Here is a 26,519-nt window from a genome sequence, read left to right on the forward strand (position 1 = left end):
GACGGATGAGGTCATTCATGGGCGCACTCGTCGCCGCCTTCGAGCAGGAAGGCATCGGTGGCGAGCAGGGCGTCGGCGACGTCCGGCAGGGTGCAGCCCACGATGACGAAGTCGGCGTCGAGCCCCGCCTTCGTGCGCTGGAAGAGCAGTTCGTTGATGGCCGGCCGGCACATCTCGGTGACCTGGCACAGGTGGAACTCCACCCGCTGCGGCTGCGCGGCCATGACCTCGCCCAGGATGCGGCGGAACTTCTCCAGCTCGGCGGCGTCGATGACGCCGTCGCAGCGGATGTGCGCGGTGTCGCCGTCGAACTCGGTGCGCATCCGCAGCCGCATCTGCGCCGGCTCCAGCTCGACTCGCACCCGCACCGGCATGTCCCCCTCGGGCAGCTGGACGGTGAGTTCCTTGTTGTCGAAGCGGTGGTACGGCAATCCGTCCACCCACACCCGGGTCAGCTCCACCGAACCGGCCGGCAGCAGATCGGGCGCCACCCGCAGCACGCGCTCCGGCAGATCGCACGGGCGCGGCCGGAAGTGCAGGGTCAGCGGGTCGTTGCTGATCAGCAGGCCCGTGTAGACGGCCGACAGATAGCAGAGTTCGAGCGCGTGGTAGCCGGCCATGGCGTGGCTGCCCTTGAGCCGCTCGGTGCCGAGCAGATACGGGATGCCGTTGGCCAGGACGTTGAAGTAGACCCCGCCGTCCTCGTAGTCGAGGAAGAAGGCGTTGTAGAACGACGCCGCCTCACGGGCCAGGCGCAGCTGCTCGGGGTCGCCCGAGGTGCCGGCCAGGATCAGATAGGCGAGGATCGCCTGCTCCTGCTGCCACCACGCCTTGCGGTCGTGCCACACCATGCGGTGGATGCCGCTGTCCGGGTCGGGGCGCCGCTCGACCACGTCGTACCAGCCGCCGCGCAGCTGGTCGCTGCCCACGGCCGGCATGATCTCGCCGATCCGGTCGGCGGTGACGCCGTACTCGGTCTTGTCGTGCAGCGCCTTGATGCGGGTCAGGTTCCAGGCGATCTTCAGGTTGTGCCCGACCACGGCCCGGTCCTGCTGCCAGCCCCAGGTGCGGTCCGGGCTCCAGTCGGCGTGGAAGCGCTCCTGCACGAACGGGCTGGTCTCCTCGTCCGGGAAGCGCTCCACGATGGTGTCCGCGGTCTCTTCGAGCAGCGCCGCGAAGTCCTCGCGCCCGGTGGCGAGATAGGCGTTGATCAGGTACGCGGGGGCGTGGTCGCCCACCGAGTTCCAGTTCTTGCGGGACCGGTTGCGGCCCAGCGAGTCCGCGTTCGGGTCGAGCGTGATCGGGTCCAGGTGCGAGAAGAACCCGCCGAGGGCGCGGTCGCGGAAGTAGCGCTCGAACAGGGCCACCGTGCCGTCGATGTCGTTCAGGATCCGCGGGTCGCCGGTGATCCGGTAGGTCTGGGTCGGCCCGGCGAGCGCGTAGATCTGCTCGTACATCGGGATCGCGTCGAAGTCGTCGCCGAACTCGGAGGCGAACACCTTGCGCTGGCCGCTGCGGGTCACGTCGATGCCGTGGTACCAGTAGATGATCCCGTCCTGCGCGTCGGTGACCCGCATGTGCTCGCGCAGATACTCGGTACCGCTCTCGGCGGCCTCCAGGAAGCGGTCCTCGCCGGTCAGCAGTTAGGCGGTCGACAGGCCGTACACGAGCCGCGAGATGGTGTCGGTCTCCTGGCGCACATCGGCGCCGTCGAAGTCGGGCAGATGGGTGCCGCTCAGCGTCAGATGGGTGCGGAAGTTGCGCCAGTCGTACTTGCCGTCGGGGAAGTGCCCGCGCAGATAGAAGTCGGCGACGGCGGCGGCCTGTTGGACCCACCACGCCGGGTGCTCGAAGACGTAGGATCCGCGGCTCTCCTCGGGGAAGGTGATCTCCTTCGCCTCGAAGCGCTCTCCGCCCTCCCACTGGTAGGTGATGCCGTAGGCGAACAGATAGCGGCCCTCGGCGAGCATGTCCTGGGTGTTCGCGGTGGTGTCGCGGTAGTCGTCACCGAGGTTGCGCACGATGCGCGAGGAGACATTGCGGGGCAGGTGGACGGTGAATTCCCGGTCGTCCGAGGTGCGCAGACCGAAACGGTGCTGGGTGGGGCTGTAGTACGTGACGTAGCCCGCCAGGGTGTCGGAGAACGTGCGGCGTTCGGCAGATCCACTCATCGAGAGGTGCCCTTCTCGTCAGGCAAGGCCGCCAGCAGCACGACGCTGCGGCCGTGGGCATGGAAGGTGTAGTCGTCGATCAGCTCCTCTTGTCCGGCGGGGAGGATGTCGTACGGGCCGGGGCGCGCGGTGTCGAGCACGCGGTGCCAGCGCCGGCCGCGGATCCGGGGCAGCTCGAAGTCCAGGCCCAGGTGGTACATGTTCAGCATCAGATGCAGGTCGGGGTCCTGGTTGAAGCCGCCGAGCGTGCAGGCCAGGACCCGGGCGTGGGTGTCCTCCCAGCCGGGCTGCTCCAGCCTGGTGCCGTGCCAGGTGACATCGGGCAGCAGACGGGAGTTGAGGTGTCCGTTGTAGAAACGCGGTTCACGGAACGTGCGGTAGCGCCTGCGCAGTTCGATCAGTCGTCGGGTGAAGTTCCAGGTCTCCTGCTCCTTCTCGGCCTGGTCCCAGTCGAGCCATGACGTCGGGTTGTCCTGGCAGTAGGCGTTGTTGTTGCCTCCCTGGCTGTTGCGGAACTCGTCACCGGCCAGCAGCATCGGCACGCCGCGGCTGAGCATCAGGACGGCCAGCAGGTTCTTCATCTGCCGCACCCGCAGCCGCTCGACCTCGGGATCGTCGGTGGGACCCTCGACGCCGCAGTTCCAGCTGAAGTTCTCGCCGGCCCCGTCGGCCCCGGCCTCGCCGTTGGCGTGGTTGTGCTTCTCGTCGTAGCTGACCAGGTCGTTGAGCGTGAAGCCGTCGTGGCAGGTGATGAAGTTGATGCTGTTGGTGGGGAGTTCCTGCTGGGGTCCGAACAGGTCCTCGGAGCCGCCGATCCGGGCGGCTATGTCCCCCACCAGGCCGGCGTCACCGCGCACGAAGCGCCGCACGTCGTCCCGGAAGGGGCCGTTCCACTGTGCCCACCGCTTCCCCGGGAACCGGCCGACCTGATACAGGCCGCCGCCGTCCCACGGCTCCGCGATGATCTTGGTCTCGGCCAGCACCTGGGACAGCTCGATCGCCCACAGGACCGGCGGCACCGCCATCTCGTACCCGAGCGCGCCACGCGACAGCTCGGAGGCGAGGTCGAAGCGGAACCCGTCCACATGGTGCTCGGTGACCCAGTACTCCAAGGACTCCAGGATGAACTTGGTGACCATGGGGTGGTTGGCGTTGACCGCGTTCCCGCAGCCCGTGAAGTCCATGTAGTGGCTGCGGTCCTGCGGCCACAGGTGGTAGTACGCCTCGTTGGCCTGGCCGCGGAAGCTGATGGTGGGCCCGTACTCGTTGCCCTCACTGGTGTGGTTGAAGACGACGTCGAGGATGACCTCGATGCCCGCCTTGTGGAACGCCTTGACCATGTCGCGGAACTCCGCGATGTGTCCGGCGAGATGGGGCTCGGAGCAGTAGCCGGTGTGGGGGGCGAAGAACCCGTACGGGTCGTAGCCCCAGTAGTTGTGCAGCTCGCTGCCGTCCGGGCCGGTACGCAGCACCTGGGTCTCGTCGAAGTCGAACACGGGCAGCAGCTCCACCGCCGTGATCCCGAGCCGCTGGAGGTGCGGAATCTTCTCCGTGAGGGCGGAGAAAGTGCCGGGGTTCTCGGCGCGCGCGGTCGGTGAGGCGGTCGCGCCGCGCACATGGAGCTCGTAGATGACCGTCTCGGACATCGGGGTGCGCAGCGGCTGGTCGCCCTCCCAGTCGTAGTCGTCGAGGTCGACGACCAGGCTGCGCATGGAGTGCGCGACGTTGTCGTCCAGACCGATGGCCTGGGTGCGCTGCCAGCGGCTGTTGATGTTGGCGCGGGCATAGGGGTCGAGCAGTACCTTGCGGTGGTCGAAGCGGGCACCCGACCGGCTGGTGTCGTGCGGCCCGTCCATCCGGTACGCGTACACCTGCCCGGCGCCGAGCCCGCGGACGTGACAGTGCCAGAAGTGGAAGCTGCGGTGGCGGTCGGGGTGCAGCTGGATGGTCCGGGAGGGCTCGGGGTCGTCGCACTTGTCGAACAGGAGCAGGTCCACGCGGGTGGCGTGCTCGGAGAAGACGGAGAAGTTGACCCCGTCGGCGTCGACCGTGGTCCCCAGTGGCTGCGGCCGTCCTGCGGTGATCTGCGGAGCCTCGGTCACGGGTGCCTCCCTGGTCTGATGACTGGACGTCAAGCGGATGGTCAAGCAATGGCCCGGTCGGGGACCGGATCCAGTAACCGGCGGGTGCCGGACTCGCGGGCCGGCTCGTCGGAGCGGAGCCGGGCGAAGAGCGGCTCCCAGTCGGCGGGGCCACTGCCGGGCTCGCTGCGCATCTCGAAGGTGACCCCGCGCGCGGACGGGCAGTACAGCGCCTGCACACAGGCCTCGGCGACGTCCTGGCGCGAGACGTAGCCGTCCCTGCGGTCGCCCTGTTCGAGGGTGATGCGCGCGTCCCCCTCCAGGTCGGTCAGCCAGCTCGGCCGCACCACCGTGTAGGGCAGGCCCGACAGGCGTACCGCGTCCTCGCCGGCCAGACGCCAGTCCAGCATCCGGCCGTAGGCGTTCATCGGGTGGTCCCTGCGGGTCACATAGCGCTGGCTCACCAGGACGAACTGCGGCAGGGCGGCTCCGCCGAAGGCCGCCGCGAGCGCGTTGCGGACCCCGGTGTGCAGGGTGGACTCGGGGCTGTCGGGGCCGGCCGGATCGGTGCCCGGCTCCACGGTGTAGACGATCGCTGAGCAGCCGCGCAGCGGAATGCGCAGCGTCTCCGGTTCGCGGACGTCCCCGAGGAAGAACTGGGCCGGCTCCGGCACGTCCCGGCCGCGCTCGATGCTGCGGCCGACGACGCGCACCGCCTCGCCGCGGTCGATGAGCCGTCGTGTTATGAGCCGGCCGACCCGGCCGGTACCGCCTATCACTGCGATCGGACTGTTCACGGAAGTCTCCTGAAAGAGCATCAGATCGGTCGATCGGTCAGGGAGTTGGGGCAGGGAGTTGGGGGAGTGGGCCTCTGCTCAGACCCACTGGAGGATGTCGTCGGAGCTGGTGAGCTGCGTCCCGGCGGGCAGCCCCGTAACGGCCGGCACGCGCAGCCTCGGATAGACGCTCACCCCGGACAGGCGGGTGCCCGGCCACAGATGGGCGCCGTCGCCGACGGCCGAGTGGTCGTCGAGCCGGACCGGGCTGCGCTGCTCGGAGTGCACATGGGCCATCGGCCCGACGTAGGAGTCGCTGATCTGCGCGTACGCCCCGACCACCGCGGCATCGCCGAGCGCCGAGCGGTGCAGGTGGACGCCCTCGTGCACATCGACGCCGTCCCCGATGTCGGTGTACTGGAGGTGGACGCCGGCGCCGATCTCGGCATGGCGGCCGATGCGCACCCCGGGGCCGATGACGACGCTGCCGTCGGCGATCTTCTGGGCGAGCGTGGTGCCGGTGACGTTGTCCTTGGTGCGCAGGCTGGACTCGTGGATCCAGTACCGGGGCTCCACGCTGAGCGGGCTCTCCATCGCCCGGTTCATCTGCGGGTACTCGCCGGTGAGCACCTCGCCGAGGGTGGTGAGGTAGTCCCCGATGCTGCCGAGGTCGCCGAGCCGCCCGATCCGTCCGACGGCCACCGGCAGGTCGTGGCCGACCAGCCACGGCAGCAAGTCGGCTCCCCAGTCCAGGCGTTGCTGGGCCAGCCGGATCAACTCCGGGTTGCGGGCCGCCAGTCGGAGCCTGCCGCAGTCGATGAGGTACATGCCGGCGCTGGTGGCGATGGTGCGCGCCTCGGGCGTGGCGAGTGCCTCGGGGAAGAGGTGCTCGATGAGCTGGAGCCGCGGCTTCTCGACGAAGCCGGAGATCAGCCCCTGGTCGGTGGTGCGCATGACGCCGTACTTGCCCGCGGTCTCCAGCGGGGTGCGGGTGACGGCCGCGACGGTGACCAGGGCGTCGGTCGCGGTGTGGGTGGCGAGCAGCCGGTCGAGCGAGAAGTCGAACAGCGAGTCGACCGGCATGACGAGCGCGGGCCCGGTGAGGTCCCACTGCTCCAGGTTGTGCAAAGTGGCGGCGCCCGAACCGACGTTGTACTGGTCGAAGCGGGACCGCGAGTAGTTGATCTCGACCCCGTACCGCTCGCCGTGCCCGAGTACGAGTTTGATCTGGCTCCGGTTCTCCATGCCCTGGGCCACCACGTAGAAGCGGCGGATGCCCTGTTCGCGGCAGGCCTCGACGATCCACTCGATGAGCGGCTTGCCGGCGAACGGGATGAGCGCCTTGCTGCGGATGTAGTCGGCGGACTGCAGGGTTATGGGCTTCGCCCGTTCCCCCCGGCCGCCCGCCAGGATGATTCCGGCGGTGCTGTCGTCCCCCATCGTGTCCTGCCTCCTCGGCTCACTTTGCGACTCCACAAATTCAACAGTGGCAGTCATCTTGAGTCAAGTAACAAGTAAACCTGGCTGGTTGGGGACGGTATGGCGAGGCCGGGCCGGACCCGGCGGGTGGTACCGCTGGGGCGTGAGTGGGGGATGTGACGGATGGTCGGAGGCCTCGATCGAATTCGGCCCCGATGGCTCACCCCCACCGGTTCCGCTCGGTTCCGTGGGTTGCCACCGGTTCCTACCGGCGCCTTCCGGCGCACCTGCCTTCGCTCCCGGCCGGGATTCGGCCGCAGCCGGGGTCATATCTGACGACAGATCATGTTCCTTTACCAGCAGGGCAGTTGGTCATGCCGATGCATGTGCCTACCCTGGAATACGCCTGAGGGGGGAGACGCATGAGCGGACGTATCGAGCGCACCCGATCCAGTGGGCGGCCGCCCGAGACGGGCAAGGGCGAGCGGCTCGCCGACTGGGCCGACGGCCGCCTGGGCATCCACGCCCTCGCGAAGGCCAACATGCGCAAGATCTTTCCGGACCACTGGTCGTTCATGTTCGGCGAGATCTGCCTCTACAGCTTCCTCATCCTCATCCTGACCGGCGTCTATCTGACCCTGTTCTTCGAGCCGAGCGGCGTCGAGGTCGTCTACCACGGCTCGTACGTGCCGCTGAACGGCGTACGGATGACCCGGGCCTACGAGTCCGCCGTGAACATCAGCCTGGACGTACGCGGCGGGCTGCTCATCCGGCAGATCCACCACTGGGCGGCGATCGTCTTCGTCGCCGGGCTGCTCGCGCACATGATGCGGGTGTTCTTCACCGGCGCCTTCCGCAAGCCCCGCGAGGTCAACTGGCTGTTCGGCTGGACGATCCTGATGCTGGCCCTGATCACCGGGCTCACCGGCTACTCGCTCCCCGACGACATGCTCTCCGGCACCGGCATCCGCTTCGCGCAGGGCGCGATCCTGTCCATCCCGGTGATCGGCACGTATCTGTCGTTCTTCCTGTTCGGCGGCGAGTTCCCGGGGCACGACATCATCTCGCGGCTCTACCCGGTGCACGTCTTGCTGCTTCCCGGCATCATGCTCGGCCTGGTCGTCGCCCATCTGATCCTGGTCTTCCACCACAAGCACACCCAGTTCGCCGGACCGGGAAGGACCGAGAAGAACGTGGTGGGAGCGCCGTTCCTGCCCGTCTACATGGCCAAGGCGGGCGGCTTCTTCTTCCTCGTGTTCGGGGTGCTGGCGGTGATGGGCGCGGTCGCCACCATCAACCCGCTGTGGGCGATCGGCCCCTACCGGCCCGACCTGGTGTCGACGGGAGCACAGCCGGACTTCTACCTCGGCTTCTCCGAGGGACTGATCCGGGTGATGCCCGGCTGGGAGATCAACGCGTGGGGGCACACCCTCCAACTCGGCGTGTTCATCCCGTTCGCGCTCTTCCCGCTGATCATGCTGGCGATCGCGGTCTACCCCTTCATCGAGGCATGGGTCACCGGCGACAGACGCGAACACCACATCGCGGACCGGCCCCGGAACGCTCCCGTCCGCACGGCCCTCGGGGTCGCCTGGCTGGCGCTGTACGCGGTGCTGCTCGTCGGCGGCGGCAACGACCTGTGGGCCACCCACTTCCAGGTGTCGATCAACGCCATCACCTGGTTCGTGCGGATCGGGTTCTTCGTGGTGCCCGTCCTGGCCTTCGTGGTCACCAAACGCTTCTGTCTGGGGCTCCAGCGGCGCGACCGCGACAAGGCCCTGCACGGGCGGGAGTCCGGAATCGTCAAGCGCCTGCCCCACGGCGAGTACGTGGAGGTCCACGACCCGCTCACACCGGCCGAGTTGTACACGCTCACCGCCTACGAGCAGCCCCGGCCCTACGCACTGGGGCCCACCGTCGACGCCAACGGCGTGACGCGCAGACCGCGCCCCTCCGACCGGCTGCGGGCGCGCCTGGCGCAGGCCATGTACGGCCCCGGCAGCCAGATCCCCAAGCCGACGGCCGAGGAGTACCTGGAACTCGACCGGGGCGACGGCCACCACTGACCCGCCCCGGCCGCCGCCCTGACCCCCCGGCCGCTACGGGGACCCGCCCCGGCCGGCACTGCCACGCCCGGCCGCCCGGTGGCCGGCACCACGGCCGACGGCGTGGCTACCCGTACGCCAGCGGGTCGGCGAGGACCCTGCGCACCACGCGGGCCGCCGCGCCCCGGGCCGCGTCCCCGGCGAGCGAGGAGGCGCGCAGCCGGCCGCTGCCGGGAGGCCAGAGGCCGGACACCGTCCGGCGGGTCAGCTCGCGGTCGGCGGCGGGCGCGAGCCAGGGCATCAGGACGCGGTAGATGCCGCCGAGCACCACCGCCTCCGGGTCGAAGAGGTTGACGGCGCCGGACAGGACGACTCCCAGGGTCCGGCCGGCCTCGGCCAGCGCGCCGAGAGCGCTTTCATCGCCCGCCCGGGCCCGGCGTTCGAGCTCGGCGACGCCCGGGACTCCGGCGTTCTCGTCCAGACCGGCGGCCCGCAGCAGCGCCAGCTGGCCCGCGTACTGCTCCAGACACCCCTGGGAGCCGCAGCGGCACGCGGGGCCCCGCGGGTCGACCACCGTGTGCCCGATCTCCCCGGCGAAGCCGTGGGCACCGCGCAGCAGTTCACCGCCGACGACCAGCGCCCCGCCCACACCGATCTCGCCGGTCAGATACAGGAAGTGCTCCACCCGCTCCTCCGGAGCGCCGAACCACAGCTCGGCGAGGGCCGCCACATTGGCCTCGTTGTCCGAACTGACCGGCAGGGGCGCGGAGTCGGGCCGGAACCGGCCGAGCGCCCGGCTGAACAGCGCCTCGGCCTCGACCTGGTTCCACCCCAGGTTGGGGGCCTGGCGCACGGACCCCTGCGAGACGAGGCCCGGCAGTGCGAGGTCCGTACCGACCGGGTGCAGCTCCTGCTCGGCGGCGGACTCCAGGGCGCGGGCCGCGATCCGGGCCGCCCGTTCCAGCACGTCGGCCGGTGGTTCGCGCCGGTTGTCCAAGTGCTCGGTCAGGCGCACCCGGTCGGTACCCGCGAGGTCCACCACGCAGACCGAGACGTAGTCGACATTGACCTCGACCCCCGCGCCGGCGGGCCCGGTGCGGGCCGGGGTCAGCATGGTGCCCGGCCGCCCGGCCTGCCCGCTGAACGACTTGCCGGACTCGGTGAGGAACCCGCCCCGGATCAGCTGATCGGCGAGCGAGGACACCGCGGCCCTGGTCAGGCCGGTACGGGCGGCGGCGCCGGCCCGACTGAGAGCGCTCTCGTCGTGTACGGCCCGCAGCACCAGGCTGAGGTTGTGCCGACGCACGGTGTCCTTGTCGGCCTTGGGTGCGAGCGGGGCGGGGCGGCCGCGCGAAGTCGATTGATCGTCCATATCACCCAGGAGCCTAATCCCAGCCCGCGGCCCACCGGAGGCCGAAGTGTCCCGGGCGCGAGCGCGGGGGCGCTTACCGGCCGTGGCGGGGTCGGCGTACGGGCGGCGTACGGGATGACGGGCCGCGCGTCGCAACAAGCCGCTCTCCGGATCTTTGCGAGCCGGGAGCGCTCTCGGGCGGCCTTGCGCGGGTTTCCGGGGGCGGCCGCGGGCGGCCTTGCGCGGGTTTCCGGGAGCGCTCTCGGGTGGCCGGCGCCGGTCCCGGGGCGCCTCGGGGCGTCCCGAGGGCGCACGTATCCACCACCTGGCGAAATGCGGAGCTACCCCTTACCAGCCCATGGACCGTTCTTTCCCTCCCTTTTCATTCCGCGCGATCATGCTCCGGACATTTGCGAGCCCGTGCCCGATATCCCTCCGCCTTCAATTCCCTTGTATTGGCGAAAGGTTGACCTCTTCGGTGGAGAGCGGCAAGTGGCCGGTCAGTAGGGTCGGCCGTATGCCCCCCAATCGTCCGGCGCTCCCGGTCCTTCCCTATCGCAAGCCCAAACTCGGCCGGGATTACTGGGTGTTGGACGATGTGCTGCCCAACATCGACGAGGTGCGCGCGCGTTGTGTCGCCAAGGACGACTGGGTCGAGGGATATCCGTACAAGCCCGAATCCTGGCCCGGCCTTCGCACCATGCCCGGCCTCGCGCCGGCCGAGCTCGCCCGGGTGGAGCGCCTGGTCAAGCAGCACACCGGCGCCAAGGAACTCTGGCAGGCCACCGCCCCCGGCGGCGCCACCCTCAACCACAACTGCATTCAGGTCGTCGGCGCCGGTGAGAGCGAGCCGCGTCCGCACACCGACTCCCGGGCGCTGTGCCGATTCGCGGCGGTCCTCTACCTCAGCCCGAAAGCGCCCAAGGACTGCGGCACCAGCTTCTACCGGCAGAGCCTGCCCGGCGGCGTACTGGGCGGCAATATGGTCACGGCGCCGCACAACAACCTGGTCGAGGCGCTCGGTACGCGCTTCGTTCCCCCGGACTCCTTCACCGAGGACGTGCGCGTCGCCCACCGCTACAACCGGCTTCTCCTCTACACCGCCAACACCATGCACAGCGCCACCGGATACTGCGGCAGCACCATCGACGACAAACGCATGACCGCGGTCTTCTTCTGGATGGCATGAACCGGATGCCATGAAGTGGATGGCATGAACGAAAAGCGCGGATACGTCACCGGCGCAGGCTGGACGCACCGGGTCGGGGTCCCTGCCGGGGCGACCGGCGGGGTATCTGCCGGGTTTCCTGTTCGTTCGACGTACCGCCGAACGTCACAGTGACGACATGGGGTCTTTCGCGGCCCAGGGTGTTCTTGATACACCCCTCTCGCCCCCTTGTTCCCTCACGCTTGCAGAGGCCCCCACTCATGGCTGAACTCAACCGGCGCCGGTTCATGCAGCTCGCGGGCGGCACCGCCGCTTTCGCCGCGCTCTCGCAGAGCATCGCGCGGGCCGCCGCCATCCCCGCCGCGGGCAGTACCGGCACCATCCAGGACGTCGAGCACATCGTCGTCCTGATGCAGGAGAACCGTTCGTTCGACCACTATTTCGGTTCCCTCAAGGGCGTTCGCGGCTACGGTGACCCGCGGCCCGTCACGCTGCCCAGTGGCAAGTCGGTCTTCCACCAGGTCGGCGCCGGCAAGGAAGTGCTGCCCTTCCGGCCCGCGGCGGACAAGCTCGGCCTCCAGTTCATCCAGGACCTGAACCACGACTGGACCGGTAGCCACAAGGCGTTCAACAACGGCAAGTACGACCAGTGGATCCCCGCGAAGACGTCCACCACGATGGCGTACCTCACGCGCGAGGACATCCCCTTCCACTACGCGCTCGCCGACTCCTTCACCATCTGCGACGCCTACCACTGCTCGTTCATCGGCTCCACCGACCCGAACCGCTACTACATGTGGACCGGCTACACGGGCAACGACAACACCGGTGGCGGCCCGGTCCTGGGCAACGACGAGAAGGGGTATGGCTGGACCACATACCCCGAGCGCCTGGAGAAGGCGGGCGTCTCCTGGAAGATCTACCAGGACACCGGCGACGGCCTGGACGCGGCCGGCGGCTGGGGCTGGATCAACGACGCCTACCGGGGCAACTACGGCGACAACTCGCTGCTCTACTTCAACAGTTACCGCAACGCCAAGGCGGGCGACCCGCTGTACGACAAGGCGCGCACCGGCACCAGTGCCAAGAACGGCGACGGCTTCTTCGACATCCTCAAGGCCGACGTCAAGGCCGGCACCCTGCCCAAGGTCTCCTGGATCGCCGCCCCCGAGGCCTTCACCGAGCACCCCAACTGGCCGGCGAACTACGGCGCCTGGTACATCTCCCAGGTCCTGGACGCGCTGACCTCCAACCCGGCGGTGTGGGCCAAGACGGCGCTGTTCATCACGTACGACGAGAACGACGGCTTCTTCGACCATGTGGTCCCGCCCTATGTGCCCGCCGACGCCAACCAGGGCCTCTCGACGGTGGCGACCGGGCCGGACTACTTCCCGGGCAACGCGAGTTATGCGGCCGGACCCTACGGGCTGGGCCAGCGCGTACCCATGCTCGTCGTCTCGCCGTGGAGCACCGGCGGGTACACCTGCTCCGAGACCTTCGACCACACCTCGATCATCCGGTTCATGGAGCGCCGCTTCGGCGTGCAGGAGCCCAACATCTCGCCCTGGCGGCGCGCCATCTGCGGCGACCTGACCTCGGCGTTCGACTTCAGCCGCACCAACTCCGCGGCGCCGGGCCTGCCTTCGACGACCGCGTACATCCCGCCGGACCACAACCGGCACCCCGACTTCGTGCCGGTGCCGCCCGCGACCGGCACCCTGCCCAAGCAGGAACGCGGCACCCGGCCGACCCGGCCGCTGCGCTACGCGCCGTTCGTCGACGGCTCGGCGAACGTGAGCACCGGCAAGTACACGCTCACCTTCGGCGGCGGAGCCTCGGCCGGGGCCCAGTTCCTCGTCACCTCGGCCAACCGCACGGACGGCCCGTGGACGTACACCACCGAGGCGGGCAAGACGATCGCCGACTCCTGGAACACGGCCTATTCGAGCGGGGCCACCAACCTGAGCGTCTTCGGGCCCAACGGCTTCCTGCGCACCTTCCAGGGGCCCGGCAAGACGGCGGGCCCCGAGGTCACCGCCCGGCACAACGCGGGCACCGGCAACCTCGACCTCACCATGACGAACGCCGGCAAGGCCACCGTCCACCTGAAGGTCGCGAGTGCGGCGGCCTACGGGGGAGCGACCCAGACCTTCACGGTGGCCGCCGGCGCCACCGTCAAGTACACCGTCGACCTGCGGGCGGGCAAGAGCTGGTACGACGTGTCGGTGACCTCCGACGCCGACACCACCTTCCTGCGCCGCTTCGCCGGACACGTCGAGACCGGCGCGTCCGGTGTCAGCGACCCGGCGCTGATCACCGTCTGACCCGTACCGGTTCCGTGGCCGTACCTCTGGCAGACGCCGTGTGACCCGGTGTACCGGCACACGACCGAGGGCCCCGTCCGTGCCGGACGGGGCCCTCGGTCATGCGTCACGCCTCGTCGGCGCCGCCGAAGCGCTCTCGGTAGGCTTCCAGGTCCTCGTCCGTGATCTTCGCGAAGAGGACGGGCGGCACCGTGAAGGCCGTCCCGGCCGGAACCGTGTCCAGGGCCCTGGCCTGCTCCGGGGTGACCCAGGTCGCCGTGTCGTCGCCGAGCGCGAACGCCGAGCGCATCGCCGTCGCCGAGGACGGGATGAACGGCTCGGAGACCACCGAGTACAGGTGGATCAGGTTCATCGCGGTACGCAGCGTGAGCGCGGCGGCCTCAGGGTCGGTCTTGATCTCCAGCCAGGGCGCCTTCTCCTCCAGGTAGGAGTTGCCGGCCGACCACAGGGCCCGCAGCGAGGCGGCCGCCTTGCGGAACGAGAGCGCTTCCATGTGGCCCTCGTACTCGGCGAGCAGCGCCGCGATCTCCTCGCCCAGCTTCGCCTCGGCGGGCCCGGCCGCGGCGCCCGCCGGGACGTCGTCGCCGAAGCGCTTGCGCGAGAACGACAGGACGCGGTTCACGAAGTTGCCCAGCGTGTCCGCGAGGTCCTTGTTGACGGTCGCCGTGAAGTGTTCCCAGGTGAACGACGTGTCGTCGGACTCCGGGGCGTTCGCCATCATGAAGTAGCGCCAGTAGTCGGCGGGCAGGATCTCCAGGGCGTCGTGCGTGAAGACACCGCGCCGCTGCGAGGTGGAGAACTTGCCGCCGTAGTAGTTCAGCCAGTTGAAGGCCTTGACGTAGTCGACCTTCTTCCACGGCTCGCGCACGCCCAGCTCCGTCGCCGGGAACATCACCGTGTGGAACGGGACGTTGTCCTTGCCCATGAACTCGGTGTACCGGACGTCGGCCGCGCCCTCGGGCTCGTACCACCACGACTTCCAGTCGCGGTTCGCCGGGTCGAGGTCGGACCACTCCTTCGTCGCGCCGATGTACTCGATCGGGGCGTCGAACCAGACGTAGAACACCTTGCCCTCGGCGGCCAGCTCCGGCCAGGTGTCGGCCGGGACGGGCACGCCCCACTCCAGGTCACGGGTGATCGCGCGGTCGTGCAGCCCCTCGGTCAGCCACTTGCGGGCGATCGACGAGGCGAGCTGCGGCCACTCGTCCCCGACCCGGTCGATCCACTTCTCGACCTCGCCCTGGAGCTTGGACTGGAGCAGGAACAGGTGCCGGGTCTCGCGGACCTCCAGCTCGCTGCTGCCGCTGATCGCCGAACGCGCTTCCAGCAGGTCCGTCGGGTCCAGGACGCGGGTGCAGTTCTCGCACTGGTCGCCGCGCGCCTTGTCGTAGCCGCAGTGCGGACAGGTGCCCACGATGTAGCGGTCCGGCAGGAACCGGTCGTCGGCGACCGAGAAGACCTGGCGGATCGCCCGCTCCTCGATGAACCCGTTCTCCTTCAGCTTCCGCGCGAAGTGCTGCGTGATCTCCACGTTCTGCTGCGAGGAGCTGCGGCCGAAGTAGTCGAAGGCCAGCTGGAAGCCGTCGTAGATCGCCTTCTGGGTGTCGTGCGCCTGCGCGCAGAACTCCGCGACGGAGAGACCCGCCTCCTTCGCGGCCAGCTCGGCGGGGGTGCCGTGCTCGTCGGTGGCGCAGATGTACAGGACGTCGTGGCCGCGCTGGCGCAGATAGCGCGAGTACACGTCCGCGGGAAGCATCGACCCGACCATGTTGCCCAGGTGCTTGATCCCGTTGATGTACGGCAGCGCGCTGGTGATCAGGTGTCGAGACATCCTCGGATGCTCCTTATGTTCGTACGTGCGGCACCGCGGCGCGGCCGCGGCGAACCCAGGTAGGGAGGCCCACCCGCGGGGTCACACCAGGTGACGCCCCCGCCCGATGGGCAGGGCCATGCTATCGAACCGTCCGCGCCCTTCTCGCCGGAGTTTGGGGCCCCCGCCGCCCGGCGCGGTCGCTCAGCCCTCGGCGCGGCCCGCGTAGTACGTGGCGATCATGTCCTCCGCGCCGTGCCCGCGCGCCTCGGCCCGCGCGAACCGCTCGGCCGAAGCCTCGGTCAGATCCAGCCGTACGCCCGCCTGTTCGGCCGCTTCCAGGATCAGCCGGGTGTCCTTGAGGGCGGTGGACAGGGCGAAACTCGGGCTGAGGTCGCCGGTGAGGAGGGCGGCGGCCTTCGCATGCAGATAGCCGGTGTCCAGCGGGCCGCCCGCGACGGCGTCCAGGAAGAGCCGGGGGTCCACCTGGAGCGCCTCCGCGAGGCCCAGGCACTCGGCGACCGCGCCGACCAGATTGATCACCCAGGTGTTCGCGACCAGCTTCAGCCGGGAGGCCCCGCCGGGCTCGTGGCTGACCCAGACGGTCCGCTGCCCGATCGCGTCGAGCACCGGCGTGAGGCGCTCGCGGCCCTCGGGGGGCCCGGAGACGAAGACGGTCAGCTTGCCCTGCTCGGCGGGTGCCTTGGTGCCGAGGACGGGGGAGTCGTAGTACACCACCTCCAACTCGCCCGACCGGCGCGCGAGTTGAAGCGTGGCCTCCGGGCCGACGGTCGAGGTCTGGAGCCACAACTGACCGGGATGCAGGCCGTCGGCGGCGGCTTCGAGGGCGGCGGACACGGACGGGCCGTCGTTCAGCGCGCTCAGCACGACGTCCGCGCCGCGCACCGCCTCGGCGGCGTCCGCGAACGCCGTGGCCCCTTCGTCGGCCAGCGCCCGGGCCTTGGCCTCCGTCCGGTTCCAGACCCGCACACCGAGCCCGGCCCGAAGCAGGCTGCGGGCCATCCCGGATCCCATGATCCCGGTGCCGAGTACGGCGACGGCGGGCTTGCTGGACGCACCGGATGTGCTGGACGGGCCGGAAGTGCTCGACGTGCTGGAGGCTGAGGACACGGGGACTCCTTCGCGTGGGTGGTGGCACTCGACCGAGGGGGCCGGGTCTCGCACGGCCGGACACGTACGGCCGAGTGTCGCGTACCCCGAGTCTCGTACGGATGCGCCGCCGCGGAGGTGACCGGCACCGCCGGGAATGAGGCCCGGGCGGGAGCGCCAGGAGTGGGGTTCAGGCGTCCAGGCGTGAGCTCCAGCAATGAGCCCTGCCCGCCGTTCCCGGGCGAGGGGAGGGCGGGCAGGGGAGTGGGGAGGGCTGGACGGGGTGGGCGAGAGCGCTCTCACCGCCGGCGGCGGCCCGTGCTCAGGCCGCGGCGCGGACCCGGGAGCGCTCTCTCAGCCGCAGCCGCAGCCGCACCTGTACTCGCTGCCGCTGCCGCTGCCGCTGCCGCTGCCGCACGCGGACCCGCACTCGCGACCTCCGCCTCTCACACCCCCCGCGGCACCCGGGACGGCCGGCCCCGGCCGCGGGTCAGGTTGTACCCGGCGACGCCCGCGAGCGCGGCGAGCACGCCACCCGCGGCGGTCCACACCCAGCGGTCGGTCCACCAGCCGGAGGACCAGCCGCCGTCCGGCTCGACCGCGGACCTGGCGCCGAGCGGGGTGGCGAGCTTGCCGTCCACGGCGTGCGCGCCGCCGGTGTCCAGGACGGTCGGCTCGACCTCGGCCTTGAACGGCAGGCCCCGGTCGGTGTCGGGCAGCGAGACCGCCGTGAGGCGGATGTAGTACGTGCCCGGCAGCGGGTCGGTCGACCAGGTGTCGGCCCAGGCGACGGTCGGCCGCAGGGTGCAGGACAGCTCCACGGCGGCCGCGTCCTGCGCCGCGGACCGGGACTGCATCCCGTACATGCAGGGCTGGCGGCGGCGCAGTCCGTCGTACACGTCGAGGCGCCAGGTGGAGGAGCCGTGCCGCGAGGCGGCCTCGGGGAGCGTGACCTTCGCGGTCACGGTGGGGCGCTGTCCTGCGTCGGCGGGGAACATCCAGTACAGGTAGTCACCGCTCGACGCGGACGCCGTCGCCTGCTGGCCCTGATGCACGGCCACCGCGGTACGGAAGGCGGTGCCGGCCTCGGTGGGCGCCTGGTCGCTCTTGGACGCGGAGGGGCTCGGCGACGGCGAGTCGGCGAGCGCGGGGGCGGCCGCGCCGAACAGGGCCGCGCCGGCCAGCGTGGCTCCGGCCAGGACGGTGGCCGCCGACTTCCGTGCTGTGCGCATCACTTGGCCCCCGGGGTGAGATGTGGTGTTCGGCATCAGTTGGTCCGCCAGACCGCGATGCGCCAGCGCGAGATCCAGCCCCACACCAGGCCCGCGACGAGCCCGGCCAGGGTGAGCGCACCCAGCAGCCACCAGCCCCGGCCGAGGCCGAAGGAGGCCACGTCGGACGCCTGGTCGGGGCCGTTCACCACGTCGATGGCGAGCTCGACCGGCAGACCCGGATCGGTCTTCACGCCGGGTCCCGCGGAGAAGGAGTTGGAGACCTGGAGGCAGACGGTCTCCGGGGTCTTGTCGTCCGAGTCGTCGGCGGGTGCCTTGGGATAGCGCAGCCCCGTCGAGATCAGGTCCGTACGCCCGTCTCCGGCCTCGGAGCCGCGCACGATCTCCCGGCCGTGCGCCGTCACCGCGCGCAGCAGCACGCCGTAGTCCGGGTTGGCGGGGCGGTCCATGCCGATGCTGGCGGAGGCGCGCAGTTCCTGGCCGGGCAGCACGTCCACCTTGTACGAGCGGTGCTCGGCGAACTTCTCGCGGTCCGTGTACAGGCCGGGCTTCAGCTGCGGGGCGTTCTCACAGCTCGCGGTGCCGTTGGTGGCGACGGGCACGGCGACGGGGTCCGCCGCCCGGTCCACCAACTGCTTGACCTTGCCCGAGAGTTGGTCGGTGTGCTGGACCGAGGTGTAGGTGCCGCCGGTGGCCTCGGCGATGCAGGTGAGCTGTGCGCGGGTCTTGGCGTCCGGGATCAGACCGAGGGTGTCGATGGTGAGGTGGATGCCCTGCGCGGCGATGTCGCGGGCCACCTCGCACGGGTCCAGCGGCTGGCAGGTGTCCTCGCCGTCGGTGATGAGCACGATCCGGCGGGTGGCGTCACCGCCCTTGAGGTCCTCGGCCGCGCCCTGGAGCGCCGGTCCGATCGGGGTCCAGCCGGTGGGCGCGAGGGTGGCGACGGCGGTCTTCGCCTCGGTGCGGTTCAGCGGTCCGACCGGGTAGAGCGCGCGGGTGTCCTTGCAGCCCACCTTCCGGTCCTCGCCCGGGTAGTTGGCCCCCAGCGTCCGTATCCCGAGCTGGACCTCCTGCGGGACCGCGTCGAGGACCTCGTTGAACGCCTGCTTGGCGGCGGCCATCCGCGACTTGCCGTCGATGTCGGCGGTCCGCATCGAACCGGAGACGTCGAGGACGAGGTCGACCTTGGGTGCGGCCGGCGCGGACTGCCCGTCGGGCTGCGCGGCCGCGGTGGCCGGGCCCGCGGCGGGGAGGATGCCGGTGGCGAAAGCGGCGGCCAGTACGCACACTCCGGCCGCCAGCCGTTTTCTGGTGATCATCGCCGGATCCTATGGAAGCATGGATACCCGGCCCAAATCGGCCCGCCCCGGCCCCGGATGCGTGATGTGCGGCTAGGGGGTCTTCTGCGGGCTTTGTGCGAGGGCGAGTTCACGGTCCGTCAGCGGAGGGGCCGTCAGCTGAGGCCTGCCGGGTCCGGCGAGGGCGGCCAGCAGAACGCGGGGACGCACCAGGCCGCCTGCGGGACCCGAGAGGGTCATGACCTCGGTGAGGGCGGTGGCCACCGTGTAATTGCCGGTCGCGGTGAGCATGAGCCGGTCCACATAGCGCGACAGCAGGCGTTCGGCCGCCCCGGGCGGACGGGTCGTGGCCCCCGGGTAGAAGGCGTCCTGCCCCGCGGACAGCGTCCACGCCATGGCCACCGGGCGGGCCATCGCCCGCTGTATCCGGCGCGCCAGGCCCCGTGTCGTCGAGAATCCCCGCTCGTCGACCACCCTGCGCAGGGCGAGCGCGCTCAGTGCCGCCACCGACATGCCGTGTCCGTACACGGGGTTCGACACGGCGACCGCGTCACCGATGGCGGCGAATCCCTCGGGCCAGGAGCCGACGCGCTCGAAGTACCGGCGCCGGTTGGCGGTGTTGGCGTAGACGCTCACCTCGCTCAACGGCTCTGCCCCGGCGATGAGTTCGGCCACCACCGGATGCCGGGCCGCCGCCGCGAAGGCGACGAAGGACTCGTCGTCCCCGGTGGGGCGGCTGCCCCGGGTGCCGGAGAGGGTGATCAGCCATTGGCTGTTCTCGATCGGCAGCAGAACCGCGGTGCGCCCGGGCGGGGCGTGCACATCGGCCTGCACGCTCACCACCGGGAAGGGGGCCTGGCCGGCCGGTGAGCGGTAGAGCCTGCTCGCGTAGACCGTGCCGGCGTCGACGACCTCCTCCTTCGCGGCGGGCACACCGAGTTCGGTGAGCCACCGCTGGGCGTGCGAGCCCCGGCCGGCCGCGTCGACGACCAGATCGGCGTCGACCACCCGCTCGACTCCGTCCTCCCCGCGCACCCGGACACCGGTGACCCGGTTCGCGGTGCCGGTCAGGGAGAGTGCCTTCGTCCGCTCCAGAACCCTGACCGACGGGTGGGCGGTGACCCGCTCGCGCACCACCCAGTCCAGGAGGTCACGGCCGCAGGAGATCAGATAGTGGGAGTCGGGCCAGCGCCGGTACCAGCCCTGCGGAGACAGCCCGATCATCCCGGATGTCAGCGGTATCCGGCGGGCCCCGAAGGCCAGCCAGCTCTCCAGCACTCCGGGCACCAGGCGCTCCATCGCCTCGGCCCCGCCGCACCAGAGCATGTGCCCGTGCCGGGCCTGGGGAAGTCCCTTGCGGGGTTCCGCGCCCGCGGGCAGCGTGTCCTGCTCGATCACGGTGATCTCGTCGCAGTACCCGCCGAGCGCGGCAGCCGCCAGCATGCCCGCGAGACCGCCCCCGACGACGACGGCCCGGCCCCTGGGGGCCGAGGACCCGGCGGTGGGGCCGGGTCTGCGCGAGGGCCCCGAGGGCGCGGTGTCCGATGTGTTCATGGCTGCTTGCTTCCCGCCCGTGCCGAGTCGCGGCGGGCTGCTTCGACGATGGGTGAGGTACGGAACGCCTCGGACACGAGGACCAGGTCCTGGGCCCGTTCGATCGCCGACGCGGCCTCGGGCTGCTCGCCGCGTACGGCCCGGCCCTCCGGATCGCGGGCCCGCGCCGTGAGGGCAGCGGCGATCATGGCCGCGTCCGCGACCGCCTTGGCCCGTCGCGGGTCGGCTCCCGCGCCGGCCGCCGCCGACCTGGCGGCGGCGTGCAACGCTAGGTCGAAGTAGGGGGCGAGGGAGAGGAACCCGTCGAGGATGCCCGCCTCGCGGTAGGTCAGTCGCAGCTCGGCCGGTGACCACCACGCCATCCGCACCGATCCGCCTTCGACCGTCGGGCCGGCGTGCAGGGCGCGCCACAGGGGGCCCAGTCTGCGGTACGCCGACCAGGACTGCCAGGTGTGCGAGAGCCTCGGCCCGACCAGGGGGACGATGAACCCTGCGGCCACCAGCAGCGCCGAGACGGACGCCACGGGAGGGGCCGCGTCGGTACTGAGCCAGTCCCAGTCGTGCCCCGACCAACGTGCCCCGACCGCGCCGAACTTCAGGACGTCGAAGACCAGGTTGAGCAGGTACCCGCTCACGATGAGCACCAGGCCGACCCGCAGCCAGCCGTGCACCCGGACCGACCACTTCCAGCACAGCACGGTCGTGACCAGGGAGGCGATGGAGTGCGCGACCAGATAGAGGACGATCATCTCGCGGATGTAGGGGGTGTTCGCGTAGTACGTGTCCAGGTCCCGGAGCCGCTCCTTCGAGTGGTCCCCGAGAGCGAAGAGGGTGAACAGCGCGACGATCACCAGGGCGTAGGCCGCAAGGCACCGCAGACTCGCCCGGCGGGCCGCCTCGGGCGGCCCGCCCCGCCAATTGATGATCATCACCAGACAGGCGGCGTTGTACGCGGTGAGGATCGAGTACACCAGCGGCCCCGAGAAGTTGGGCACGCCGGTGACGCGATTGACCAGGGCGATCGTCGTCGGTGCGGCGAAGAACAGCACCGAACTCGCCACGATGAGCAGGGTGTTGACGGTCCGTAGCAGCGGGTCGCGCCAGGTGCGGCGCATGCCGGGCACCCGGCAGGCGAACCCGGTGGCGAGCAGCACCGCCGGGACGTAGTAACCCAGATCCTTCACGCGTCAGCCCTGGGGCCGGCGATAGCCCAGGGAGGCCTCGATCCGACCGGCGAGCGCATCCCGATGCGCGGGGACGTGGGCGCCCGAACCGGGCAGCCAGGGGCGGCACTTGCTGCCGAGCAGCAGTCCGAAGCTCTCCGCCTCGGACTCCTCCGCCAGGTGCGAACGGGTCCGGGCCGCCACCTTGCGCACGGCCGCGCCCAGGTCGCCCTCCGCGGTGAGGAGCCGGGCGGCGACCGCCGCGCCCGCCACGTGGTGGCTGCCGTGCCCCGCGTCCATGTGCCACAACTCGTGTCCCAGGATCACCAGTTGATGGTCGGGTGTCGTCCGCTCCTCCACCACGACCAGATCCCGGTCGGCCATGTCGAGCCACAGCCCGCTCGCGGTGCCGGACGGGAAGGCGGCCATACGGAAGTCGACGGGGCGGCCCCGGCGCTTGCTCATGCCCTCGCACAGGGCGGCGTACAGATCGGTCGGTTCCGCCGGTGCCGGGATCGTGATACCCGCGACCAGCTCGCCGCACAGCCGGCGCATCTCCTTGCCTATGCCCACCGTTCTCCCCGCCAGCCGTTCATGGAGCAGCACTTCGTCGAGCAGCCCGTCAATGTGCAGCCTGCCGAGCCGTACGTGAATGATCCAGTCGACATTGAGCCGGAGTTCGTTGAACTCGGCATCACATGAAGGCCGGAAATGAACGGACGGCGACATCCGGGCAGGCTGATGGATGCGGCGTGTCGCCGCCGGGTGGTGCGGGCCATGTCAGGACTCCGACCGCTTGACGCTCTCCAGGAGCATGTCGAGCCATTCGGTGACCTTGTCGCGGTGCTTGTCGGTGGGCAGCTGGGCCGCCCGCCACGCGATGCCGCGGACCCCGTGGTCCTGGAGCAGCCGCTCCAGCGCGTCGCCACCCGGTTGCCCGGCGCGCGCCACCTCCCGCTCGCGGCCCGCGAGTTGCTGGAGGAGCTCCTGCTCGGTGCGCAGCAGGGCGCCGCCGAGCGCGTCGGTGTCGTCGGCGGTCAGAAAGCCGGCGTGGACGCCGAAGAAGCGCTGGATCGCGTCACAGTGCTCCATCGTCGGCCGCCGGTCGCCGTTGATCAGCGCCCCCGCCTGCTGGCGCGACATGCCCGCGCCGTCGGCGATCTCCTGCTGGGTGTGCGGACGCCCGTTGGGCTTGCGCCGGGTGCTGCGCAGCAGGCTGAACCTCTGGAGGAAGCGCGCCTGGAGATCGGGTTCACCGGCCGGCCGGCCGTCGAGCAGGGCGCCCACGACATCGGCCGGAACCCCCGACGCCTCGGAGAGCCGGTGGACGTCGAACACGTCCGCCTGACTCGTTCCGAGTTTTCCGGCGAGCTCGGCCACACGGGCGACGACGGCCGCGAGGGGGCCCGTGGCCGTCGGTCCCGGAACCAAGAAGCCGTCCGTCACCAGTAGTTCTCCTAGATCATGCGAGGTTGGTGGGCACAACAGTGGATGCTCCGGAGATTAGCGGGTCCCGGCAACAACAACCAGAACTTGCCACAGTTGTGGCGCAATCAAAGCTTCGGGGGGCCGGAATGCCACGATGCTTGACATCATTGTGTCGGCGGCATCAGGATCGCCACACGGTGTGAAGATCGCCCTCCGTGCCCCGGGCGGGCCCGAAGGCCGGCCGCCGCACTCGCGGGCCAGCAAGAGGAGTCGCGTACTCGATGGCGGAAGAATTGGTGGCGAAGGAATCGGTGCCCAAGGTTCCGGCAGCGCATGCCCCGGTGGCGGGGCGACCGTTCGCCCTGGTCCAGGAGCCGCCCGGACGGCAGACGGCCGCGGGGGAGCGCGCCGCCGATGACCCGGCGACCGACGGAACACAGCCCCCCGGGCTCCCGGACGACCCCGAGATCCGTGCCTATGTCCACGACTACTTCGCGATGACGGACGCCCTTCCGTTCCCGTCCGTGGTCCTCGACCCCGGGTGGGGCGTGGCCCACTCGAACCCGGCGTACGACGCGCTCTTCGGGGGTGTCGGGCCGCACCCCACCGCCATGCCCGACGACAACTTCCTGCGCTTCGTGCTGTTCCACCCGGACGCGGCGAGCGTGCTGGCCGAGCACGAAACGACCTGGTGCCTGCCCCTGCTCGCCCAGTTCGCCGAGGCGTACGCCGATGACGAGAGCGCTCCCGGGCTCCAGGACATCCGGCGTGAGATCGCCGATGACCCGATCATGGACGCCGCCTTCCGCCTGGGCCTTCCGCACTGGATCGAGGCCGTCGGTGACGCCGCGGTCCACCACGACGGCGCGGTACGCCATGTGCGCCACCCCGATCCGGAGCGCGGCCGCACCAGCTGTCGCCTGATCAGCGAATCCCCGCGGACGCTGCGGCAGTTCGGCCTGCGGCGACTGACCCTGGTGCTGCGCGAGACCGAACCCCCCGCGGCCCGCCGGGGCCGCGCCCACCTCAGCGTGGTGCCGGCCCGGTAGCGCTTCCAGCGGCGCGGCAGCCGGAACGCCCGGTGGTTGGGTGGACCTGTTCCCCGGGGTGTGGTTCAGCGCCCGGTTTCCCCTGCCGGTGCCCGACCGCCCCCGCACTGTTCCGAGTGAACCCGAGAGCGCTTCGAGCGGTCGCCTCAGGGGGACGGGCCCCCGCACATCGCCCGATCGGCATCGGTCCAGCGCCCGACAGGGGGGCATGCACCGCACGATTTCGGCCAACCTCGGACGAACTCGGCTCGCCATAAAGGATGTTGCTAGGGTCGGTCCGGCGGTGCTCCCGGACGGTCCCGCCCCGGGCCCGGCCCGGAGGGCCTCGGCTGCGGTGCCGCGGGCCGTATCACGGTCAATCGGGGCATCGGGGGCGGACATGCTGGATCCCACATCGACGGCGGCCATCGCCGCCGTGCTCGGCGCGGTCGGCTCGGGCCTCGCCAACGAGGCGGGCAAGGCGGCCTGGGAGAGCGCGGGCGGCCTGGTCCGCCGCATCGTCGGCCGCGAGGTGCGAGCCCCTCGGGGCCACGCCGAGCTGGACGGCATCGCCCAGCAGGTCCACGACGCGGTACGCCACGACCCGGCCCTCGCCCGCGCCTGGACGGCATTCGCCCGCAGCGCCCCGAGCCCCGGCAGGCCGGGCCGGGTGCCCGCGCTGGGCGCCTCCACCCGCTTCTTCACCGACCGCGACGGCGAGCGCAAGGCGCTGAGCCGGGAGGCCTCCCGCAAGGCGGACGGCCGGCCACGCATCGCCGTGCTGCACGGCCCCCAGGGCATCGGCACCAGCGCCCTCGCCATCCACTGGGGCTGCGCGGAGGCACGCCGCTTCCCCGACGGACAGCTCTACGCCGACCTGCGCGGTACCGGCACCGACGCCGGAGGCGTCGGCGGGACGGACCCGTCGACCGTACTGCGACTGCTGCTCCAGCAGTTGGGGATACCGGCCGCGGAGATCCCGCCGGGCCACGACGACCGCCAGGCACTTCTGCGCGCCTGCACGGCGGAGCGCCGGATGCTGATCGTCCTCGACCACGCCAGGTCCGCCGCGCAGATCCTCCCCGTACTCACCTCCACCCCCGGCGTGTTCGTCGTCGTGGCGGCCCGGCACCCGCTGCCCGGCCTCGACGCGGTGGGGATCCCGGTGGGGCCGCTCGCCGACAAGGATGCCCGACGGCTGCTCGCCGAGGTCGCAAGGGCCGGGAACGTGCCGCTCGACCGGGCGGCCCTGCCCGCCGTACTCGCCCGCTGCGCGGGCTCCCCCTTCGCGCTGCGCGCGGCCGCGGCCCGCCTCACCGCACAGCACTGGCGGCAGGAGGGCCGGCCCGCTGCCGACGCGGCCCGTACCGCGGTGGCCGACGCCATCCACGCGCTCGCGCCGGACGCGGCACGGGCTCTGCGGCTGCTCGCCCAGCGCGACTGGCCCGCCGTCGGAGCGCCCCTGGCCGCCGCGACGCTCGGCCTCGACGAGACCTCCGCCGAACGCGTCCTGGCCGAACTGGCCGCCGCCCATTTGATGGAGAGCGCTCCCAGCGGCACGAGCGGTCACGGGGGCACCTACTGGATCAGACCGCTGATCCGGGAGTACGCCGCCACCGAAGCCCTGCGCGAGGACGGCCTGGCCGCGGCCGAGCAGGCGGTACGGGACGCCGTCCGCTGGTGCGTCGACTTCGCGGAACCGGCGAGTCGAGCGGCCCTCAGTCAGGGCTGGCGGCTGGGCGAAGCGGATCGGCCGGCGTCGGACGGCACGCGCTACACGGACGCGGGTGGAGCACTGACCGCGCTCCGCGACGAACTGGGCAACCTCCTCCAAGCGGTGGGCGCAGCAGAGGAGTTGGGGGATACGGACGCGGTCTTCCGGTTGAATCAGGCGCTGTGGCCGGTGCAGCTGAAGATGGGCTGCCACGACGAACTGCTCCCCGCCCTGCGCGCGGGTGTCCGGGCCACCGAGGCCCGTGACCCCGCTTCGCGCGAGGCCGCCCGGATGCACACCCTGCTCGGACTGAACCTCACGGAACTCGGGCGATGGCCCGAGGCCGAGAGCGCTTTCACAGCGGCCGCCCGCGCCGAACGGGCGGCGGGCCACTTCCGGGGCCAGGCCACCGCGATCGAGTCACTCGGGCTGCTGCGGCTGCGCGAGTGGCGCTTCCAGGAGGCGTACGACTGCTTCGAGTCGGCGGACCGCGCTCTCGACGGTGTGTCCGCCGACGGTGAGGGGGCCCGCGATCTGCCACGCGCCCGCGCTCTGCTGGAACGCCACCGCGGCCGGGCTCTGCGCGGCCTCGGCCAGTGGTCCCGGGCCCAGGCCCGGCTGGAGAGCGCTCTGGCGTTCTTCCGGGAGACCGCTGAGGCCTACAACACGGCCCGTACGCTGACGGACCTCGCCGAGACCTTTGAGGCGAGCGGCCGGCCGGTGGACGCGCTCCCGCTGATCGACGAGGCCATCGCGGCACTGGCCGACGAACAGGCCCACTATCCCCTGATCCACCTGAGAGCGCTCCGCCGGCGCTGCGTGGACGAGCGTGCCGGAGCCTGAACCA

Annotated in this window: 17 protein-coding genes and 1 pseudogene; 5 read left to right on the plus strand and 13 right to left on the minus strand. The window is 71.0% G+C overall.

All coding sequences use genetic code 11. The features are described 5' to 3' along the window. Positions 1-11: 11 nt before the first annotated feature. From CG740_RS13370 to CG740_RS13385, 4 genes and pseudogenes are all read right to left on the minus strand, one after another. A pseudogene (locus CG740_RS13370) lies at positions 12-2,171 on the minus strand (AGE family epimerase/isomerase). Next, on the minus strand, positions 2,168-4,273 hold the full coding sequence (glgX, locus tag CG740_RS13375) for a glycogen debranching protein GlgX (protein ID WP_100575301.1): 2,106 nt from the start codon (positions 4,271-4,273) through the stop codon (positions 2,168-2,170). Before glgX ends, CG740_RS13370 begins: the two are co-directional and overlap by 4 nt. A 41-nt stretch (positions 4,274-4,314) precedes the next feature. Next, positions 4,315-5,049: an NAD(P)H-binding protein gene (locus CG740_RS13380; protein WP_100575302.1), complete on the minus strand. Its 735-nt coding sequence runs from the start codon at positions 5,047-5,049 to the stop codon at positions 4,315-4,317. A gap of 78 nt (positions 5,050-5,127) precedes the next feature. Then, positions 5,128-6,468, minus strand: coding sequence for a sugar phosphate nucleotidyltransferase (locus CG740_RS13385; protein WP_100575303.1), 1,341 nt, complete (start codon positions 6,466-6,468; stop codon positions 5,128-5,130). A 401-nt stretch (positions 6,469-6,869) separates the two neighbouring features. On the opposite strand from CG740_RS13385, the gene qcrB reads away from it, so the two are divergent. Then, positions 6,870-8,513, plus strand: coding sequence for a cytochrome bc1 complex cytochrome b subunit (qcrB, locus tag CG740_RS13390; RefSeq protein ID WP_100575304.1), 1,644 nt, complete (start codon positions 6,870-6,872; stop codon positions 8,511-8,513). Between the two features lie 106 nt (positions 8,514-8,619). Here the strand turns inward: qcrB and CG740_RS13395 are convergent, their stop codons facing one another. Continuing rightward, entirely contained in the window at positions 8,620-9,864 is a 1,245-nt protein-coding gene (locus CG740_RS13395) for an ROK family protein (protein WP_100575305.1), read from the minus strand. Between the two features lie 496 nt (positions 9,865-10,360). Here CG740_RS13395 and CG740_RS13400 point away from each other — a divergent pair, with 496 nt between their 5' ends. Together CG740_RS13400 and CG740_RS13405 are read left to right on the plus strand one after the other, a co-directional pair. After that, positions 10,361-11,032 (plus strand): DUF6445 family protein, encoded by a 672-nt coding sequence (locus CG740_RS13400; RefSeq protein WP_100575306.1) that lies wholly within the window; start codon positions 10,361-10,363, stop codon positions 11,030-11,032. 239 nt (positions 11,033-11,271) lie between these two features. Next, complete coding sequence (locus CG740_RS13405; protein ID WP_100575307.1) at positions 11,272-13,335, plus strand: phosphocholine-specific phospholipase C; 2,064 nt, start codon at positions 11,272-11,274, stop codon at positions 13,333-13,335. Between the two features lie 106 nt (positions 13,336-13,441). On the opposite strand, the gene metG is transcribed toward CG740_RS13405, so the two are convergent. The 8 genes from metG to CG740_RS13450 all read right to left on the minus strand — a co-directional run bounded on the left by metG (position 13,442) and on the right by CG740_RS13450 (position 22,948). Continuing rightward, on the minus strand, positions 13,442-15,166 hold the full coding sequence (metG, locus tag CG740_RS13410) for a methionine--tRNA ligase (protein ID WP_100575308.1): 1,725 nt from the start codon (positions 15,164-15,166) through the stop codon (positions 13,442-13,444). A gap of 183 nt (positions 15,167-15,349) precedes the next feature. Then, positions 15,350-16,276: an NAD(P)-dependent oxidoreductase gene (locus tag CG740_RS13415; protein ID WP_267895402.1), complete on the minus strand. Its 927-nt coding sequence runs from the start codon at positions 16,274-16,276 to the stop codon at positions 15,350-15,352. A gap of 425 nt (positions 16,277-16,701) precedes the next feature. Next, positions 16,702-17,487 (minus strand): hypothetical protein, encoded by a 786-nt coding sequence (locus CG740_RS13425; protein WP_100575309.1) that lies wholly within the window; start codon positions 17,485-17,487, stop codon positions 16,702-16,704. A gap of 35 nt (positions 17,488-17,522) precedes the next feature. Next, on the minus strand, positions 17,523-18,806 hold the full coding sequence (locus CG740_RS13430) for a VWA domain-containing protein (RefSeq protein WP_100575310.1): 1,284 nt from the start codon (positions 18,804-18,806) through the stop codon (positions 17,523-17,525). 72 nt (positions 18,807-18,878) lie between these two features. Further along, positions 18,879-20,339, minus strand: coding sequence for an FAD-dependent oxidoreductase (locus CG740_RS13435; protein WP_159030291.1), 1,461 nt, complete (start codon positions 20,337-20,339; stop codon positions 18,879-18,881). Further along, the gene (locus CG740_RS13440) at positions 20,336-21,523 is read right to left on the minus strand and encodes an MAB_1171c family putative transporter (protein ID WP_100575311.1); all 1,188 of its coding nucleotides are present in this window, start codon (positions 21,521-21,523) and stop codon (positions 20,336-20,338) included. Before CG740_RS13440 ends, CG740_RS13435 begins: the two co-directional genes overlap by 4 nt. Before the next feature lie 3 nt (positions 21,524-21,526). Then, on the minus strand, positions 21,527-22,057 hold the full coding sequence (locus tag CG740_RS13445) for a toxin-antitoxin system, toxin component (RefSeq protein WP_100575441.1): 531 nt from the start codon (positions 22,055-22,057) through the stop codon (positions 21,527-21,529). Positions 22,058-22,282: 225 nt separating this feature from the next. Then, on the minus strand, positions 22,283-22,948 hold the full coding sequence (locus CG740_RS13450; RefSeq protein ID WP_100575312.1) for a helix-turn-helix domain-containing protein: 666 nt from the start codon (positions 22,946-22,948) through the stop codon (positions 22,283-22,285). A gap of 263 nt (positions 22,949-23,211) precedes the next feature. On the opposite strand from CG740_RS13450, the gene CG740_RS13455 reads away from it, so the two are divergent. After that, on the plus strand, positions 23,212-23,979 hold the full coding sequence (locus CG740_RS13455) for an MmyB family transcriptional regulator (RefSeq protein WP_159030292.1): 768 nt from the start codon (positions 23,212-23,214) through the stop codon (positions 23,977-23,979). 379 nt (positions 23,980-24,358) lie between these two features. Continuing rightward, positions 24,359-26,515: a tetratricopeptide repeat protein gene (locus CG740_RS13460; protein WP_100575313.1), complete on the plus strand. Its 2,157-nt coding sequence runs from the start codon at positions 24,359-24,361 to the stop codon at positions 26,513-26,515. Positions 26,516-26,519: the final 4 nt, after the last annotated feature.

This window comes from Streptomyces sp. CB01201 (assembly GCF_002803085.1).
Lineage (GTDB): Bacteria > Actinomycetota > Actinomycetes > Streptomycetales > Streptomycetaceae > Streptomyces > Streptomyces hundungensis.

Bases quoted from the DNA above. Each gene is read 5' to 3' on its own strand.
- CG740_RS13385 (WP_100575303.1), bottom strand. From the start codon at position 6,468: ATGGGGGACGACAGCACCGCCGGAATCATCCTGGCGGGCGGCCGGGGG.
- qcrB (WP_100575304.1), top strand. From the start codon at position 6,870: ATGAGCGGACGTATCGAGCGCACCCGATCCAGTGGGCGGCCGCCCGAG.
- CG740_RS13395 (WP_100575305.1), bottom strand. From the start codon at position 9,864: ATGGACGATCAATCGACTTCGCGCGGCCGCCCCGCCCCGCTCGCACCC.
- CG740_RS13400 (WP_100575306.1), top strand. From the start codon at position 10,361: ATGCCCCCCAATCGTCCGGCGCTCCCGGTCCTTCCCTATCGCAAGCCC.
- CG740_RS13405 (WP_100575307.1), top strand. From the start codon at position 11,272: ATGGCTGAACTCAACCGGCGCCGGTTCATGCAGCTCGCGGGCGGCACC.
- metG (WP_100575308.1), bottom strand. From the start codon at position 15,166: ATGTCTCGACACCTGATCACCAGCGCGCTGCCGTACATCAACGGGATC.
- CG740_RS13425 (WP_100575309.1), bottom strand. From the start codon at position 17,487: ATGCGCACAGCACGGAAGTCGGCGGCCACCGTCCTGGCCGGAGCCACG.
- CG740_RS13430 (WP_100575310.1), bottom strand. From the start codon at position 18,806: ATGATCACCAGAAAACGGCTGGCGGCCGGAGTGTGCGTACTGGCCGCC.
- CG740_RS13435 (WP_159030291.1), bottom strand. From the start codon at position 20,339: ATGAACACATCGGACACCGCGCCCTCGGGGCCCTCGCGCAGACCCGGC.
- CG740_RS13445 (WP_100575441.1), bottom strand. From the start codon at position 22,057: ATGCGCCGGCTGTGCGGCGAGCTGGTCGCGGGTATCACGATCCCGGCA.
- CG740_RS13455 (WP_159030292.1), top strand. From the start codon at position 23,212: ATGGCGGAAGAATTGGTGGCGAAGGAATCGGTGCCCAAGGTTCCGGCA.
- CG740_RS13460 (WP_100575313.1), top strand. From the start codon at position 24,359: ATGCTGGATCCCACATCGACGGCGGCCATCGCCGCCGTGCTCGGCGCG.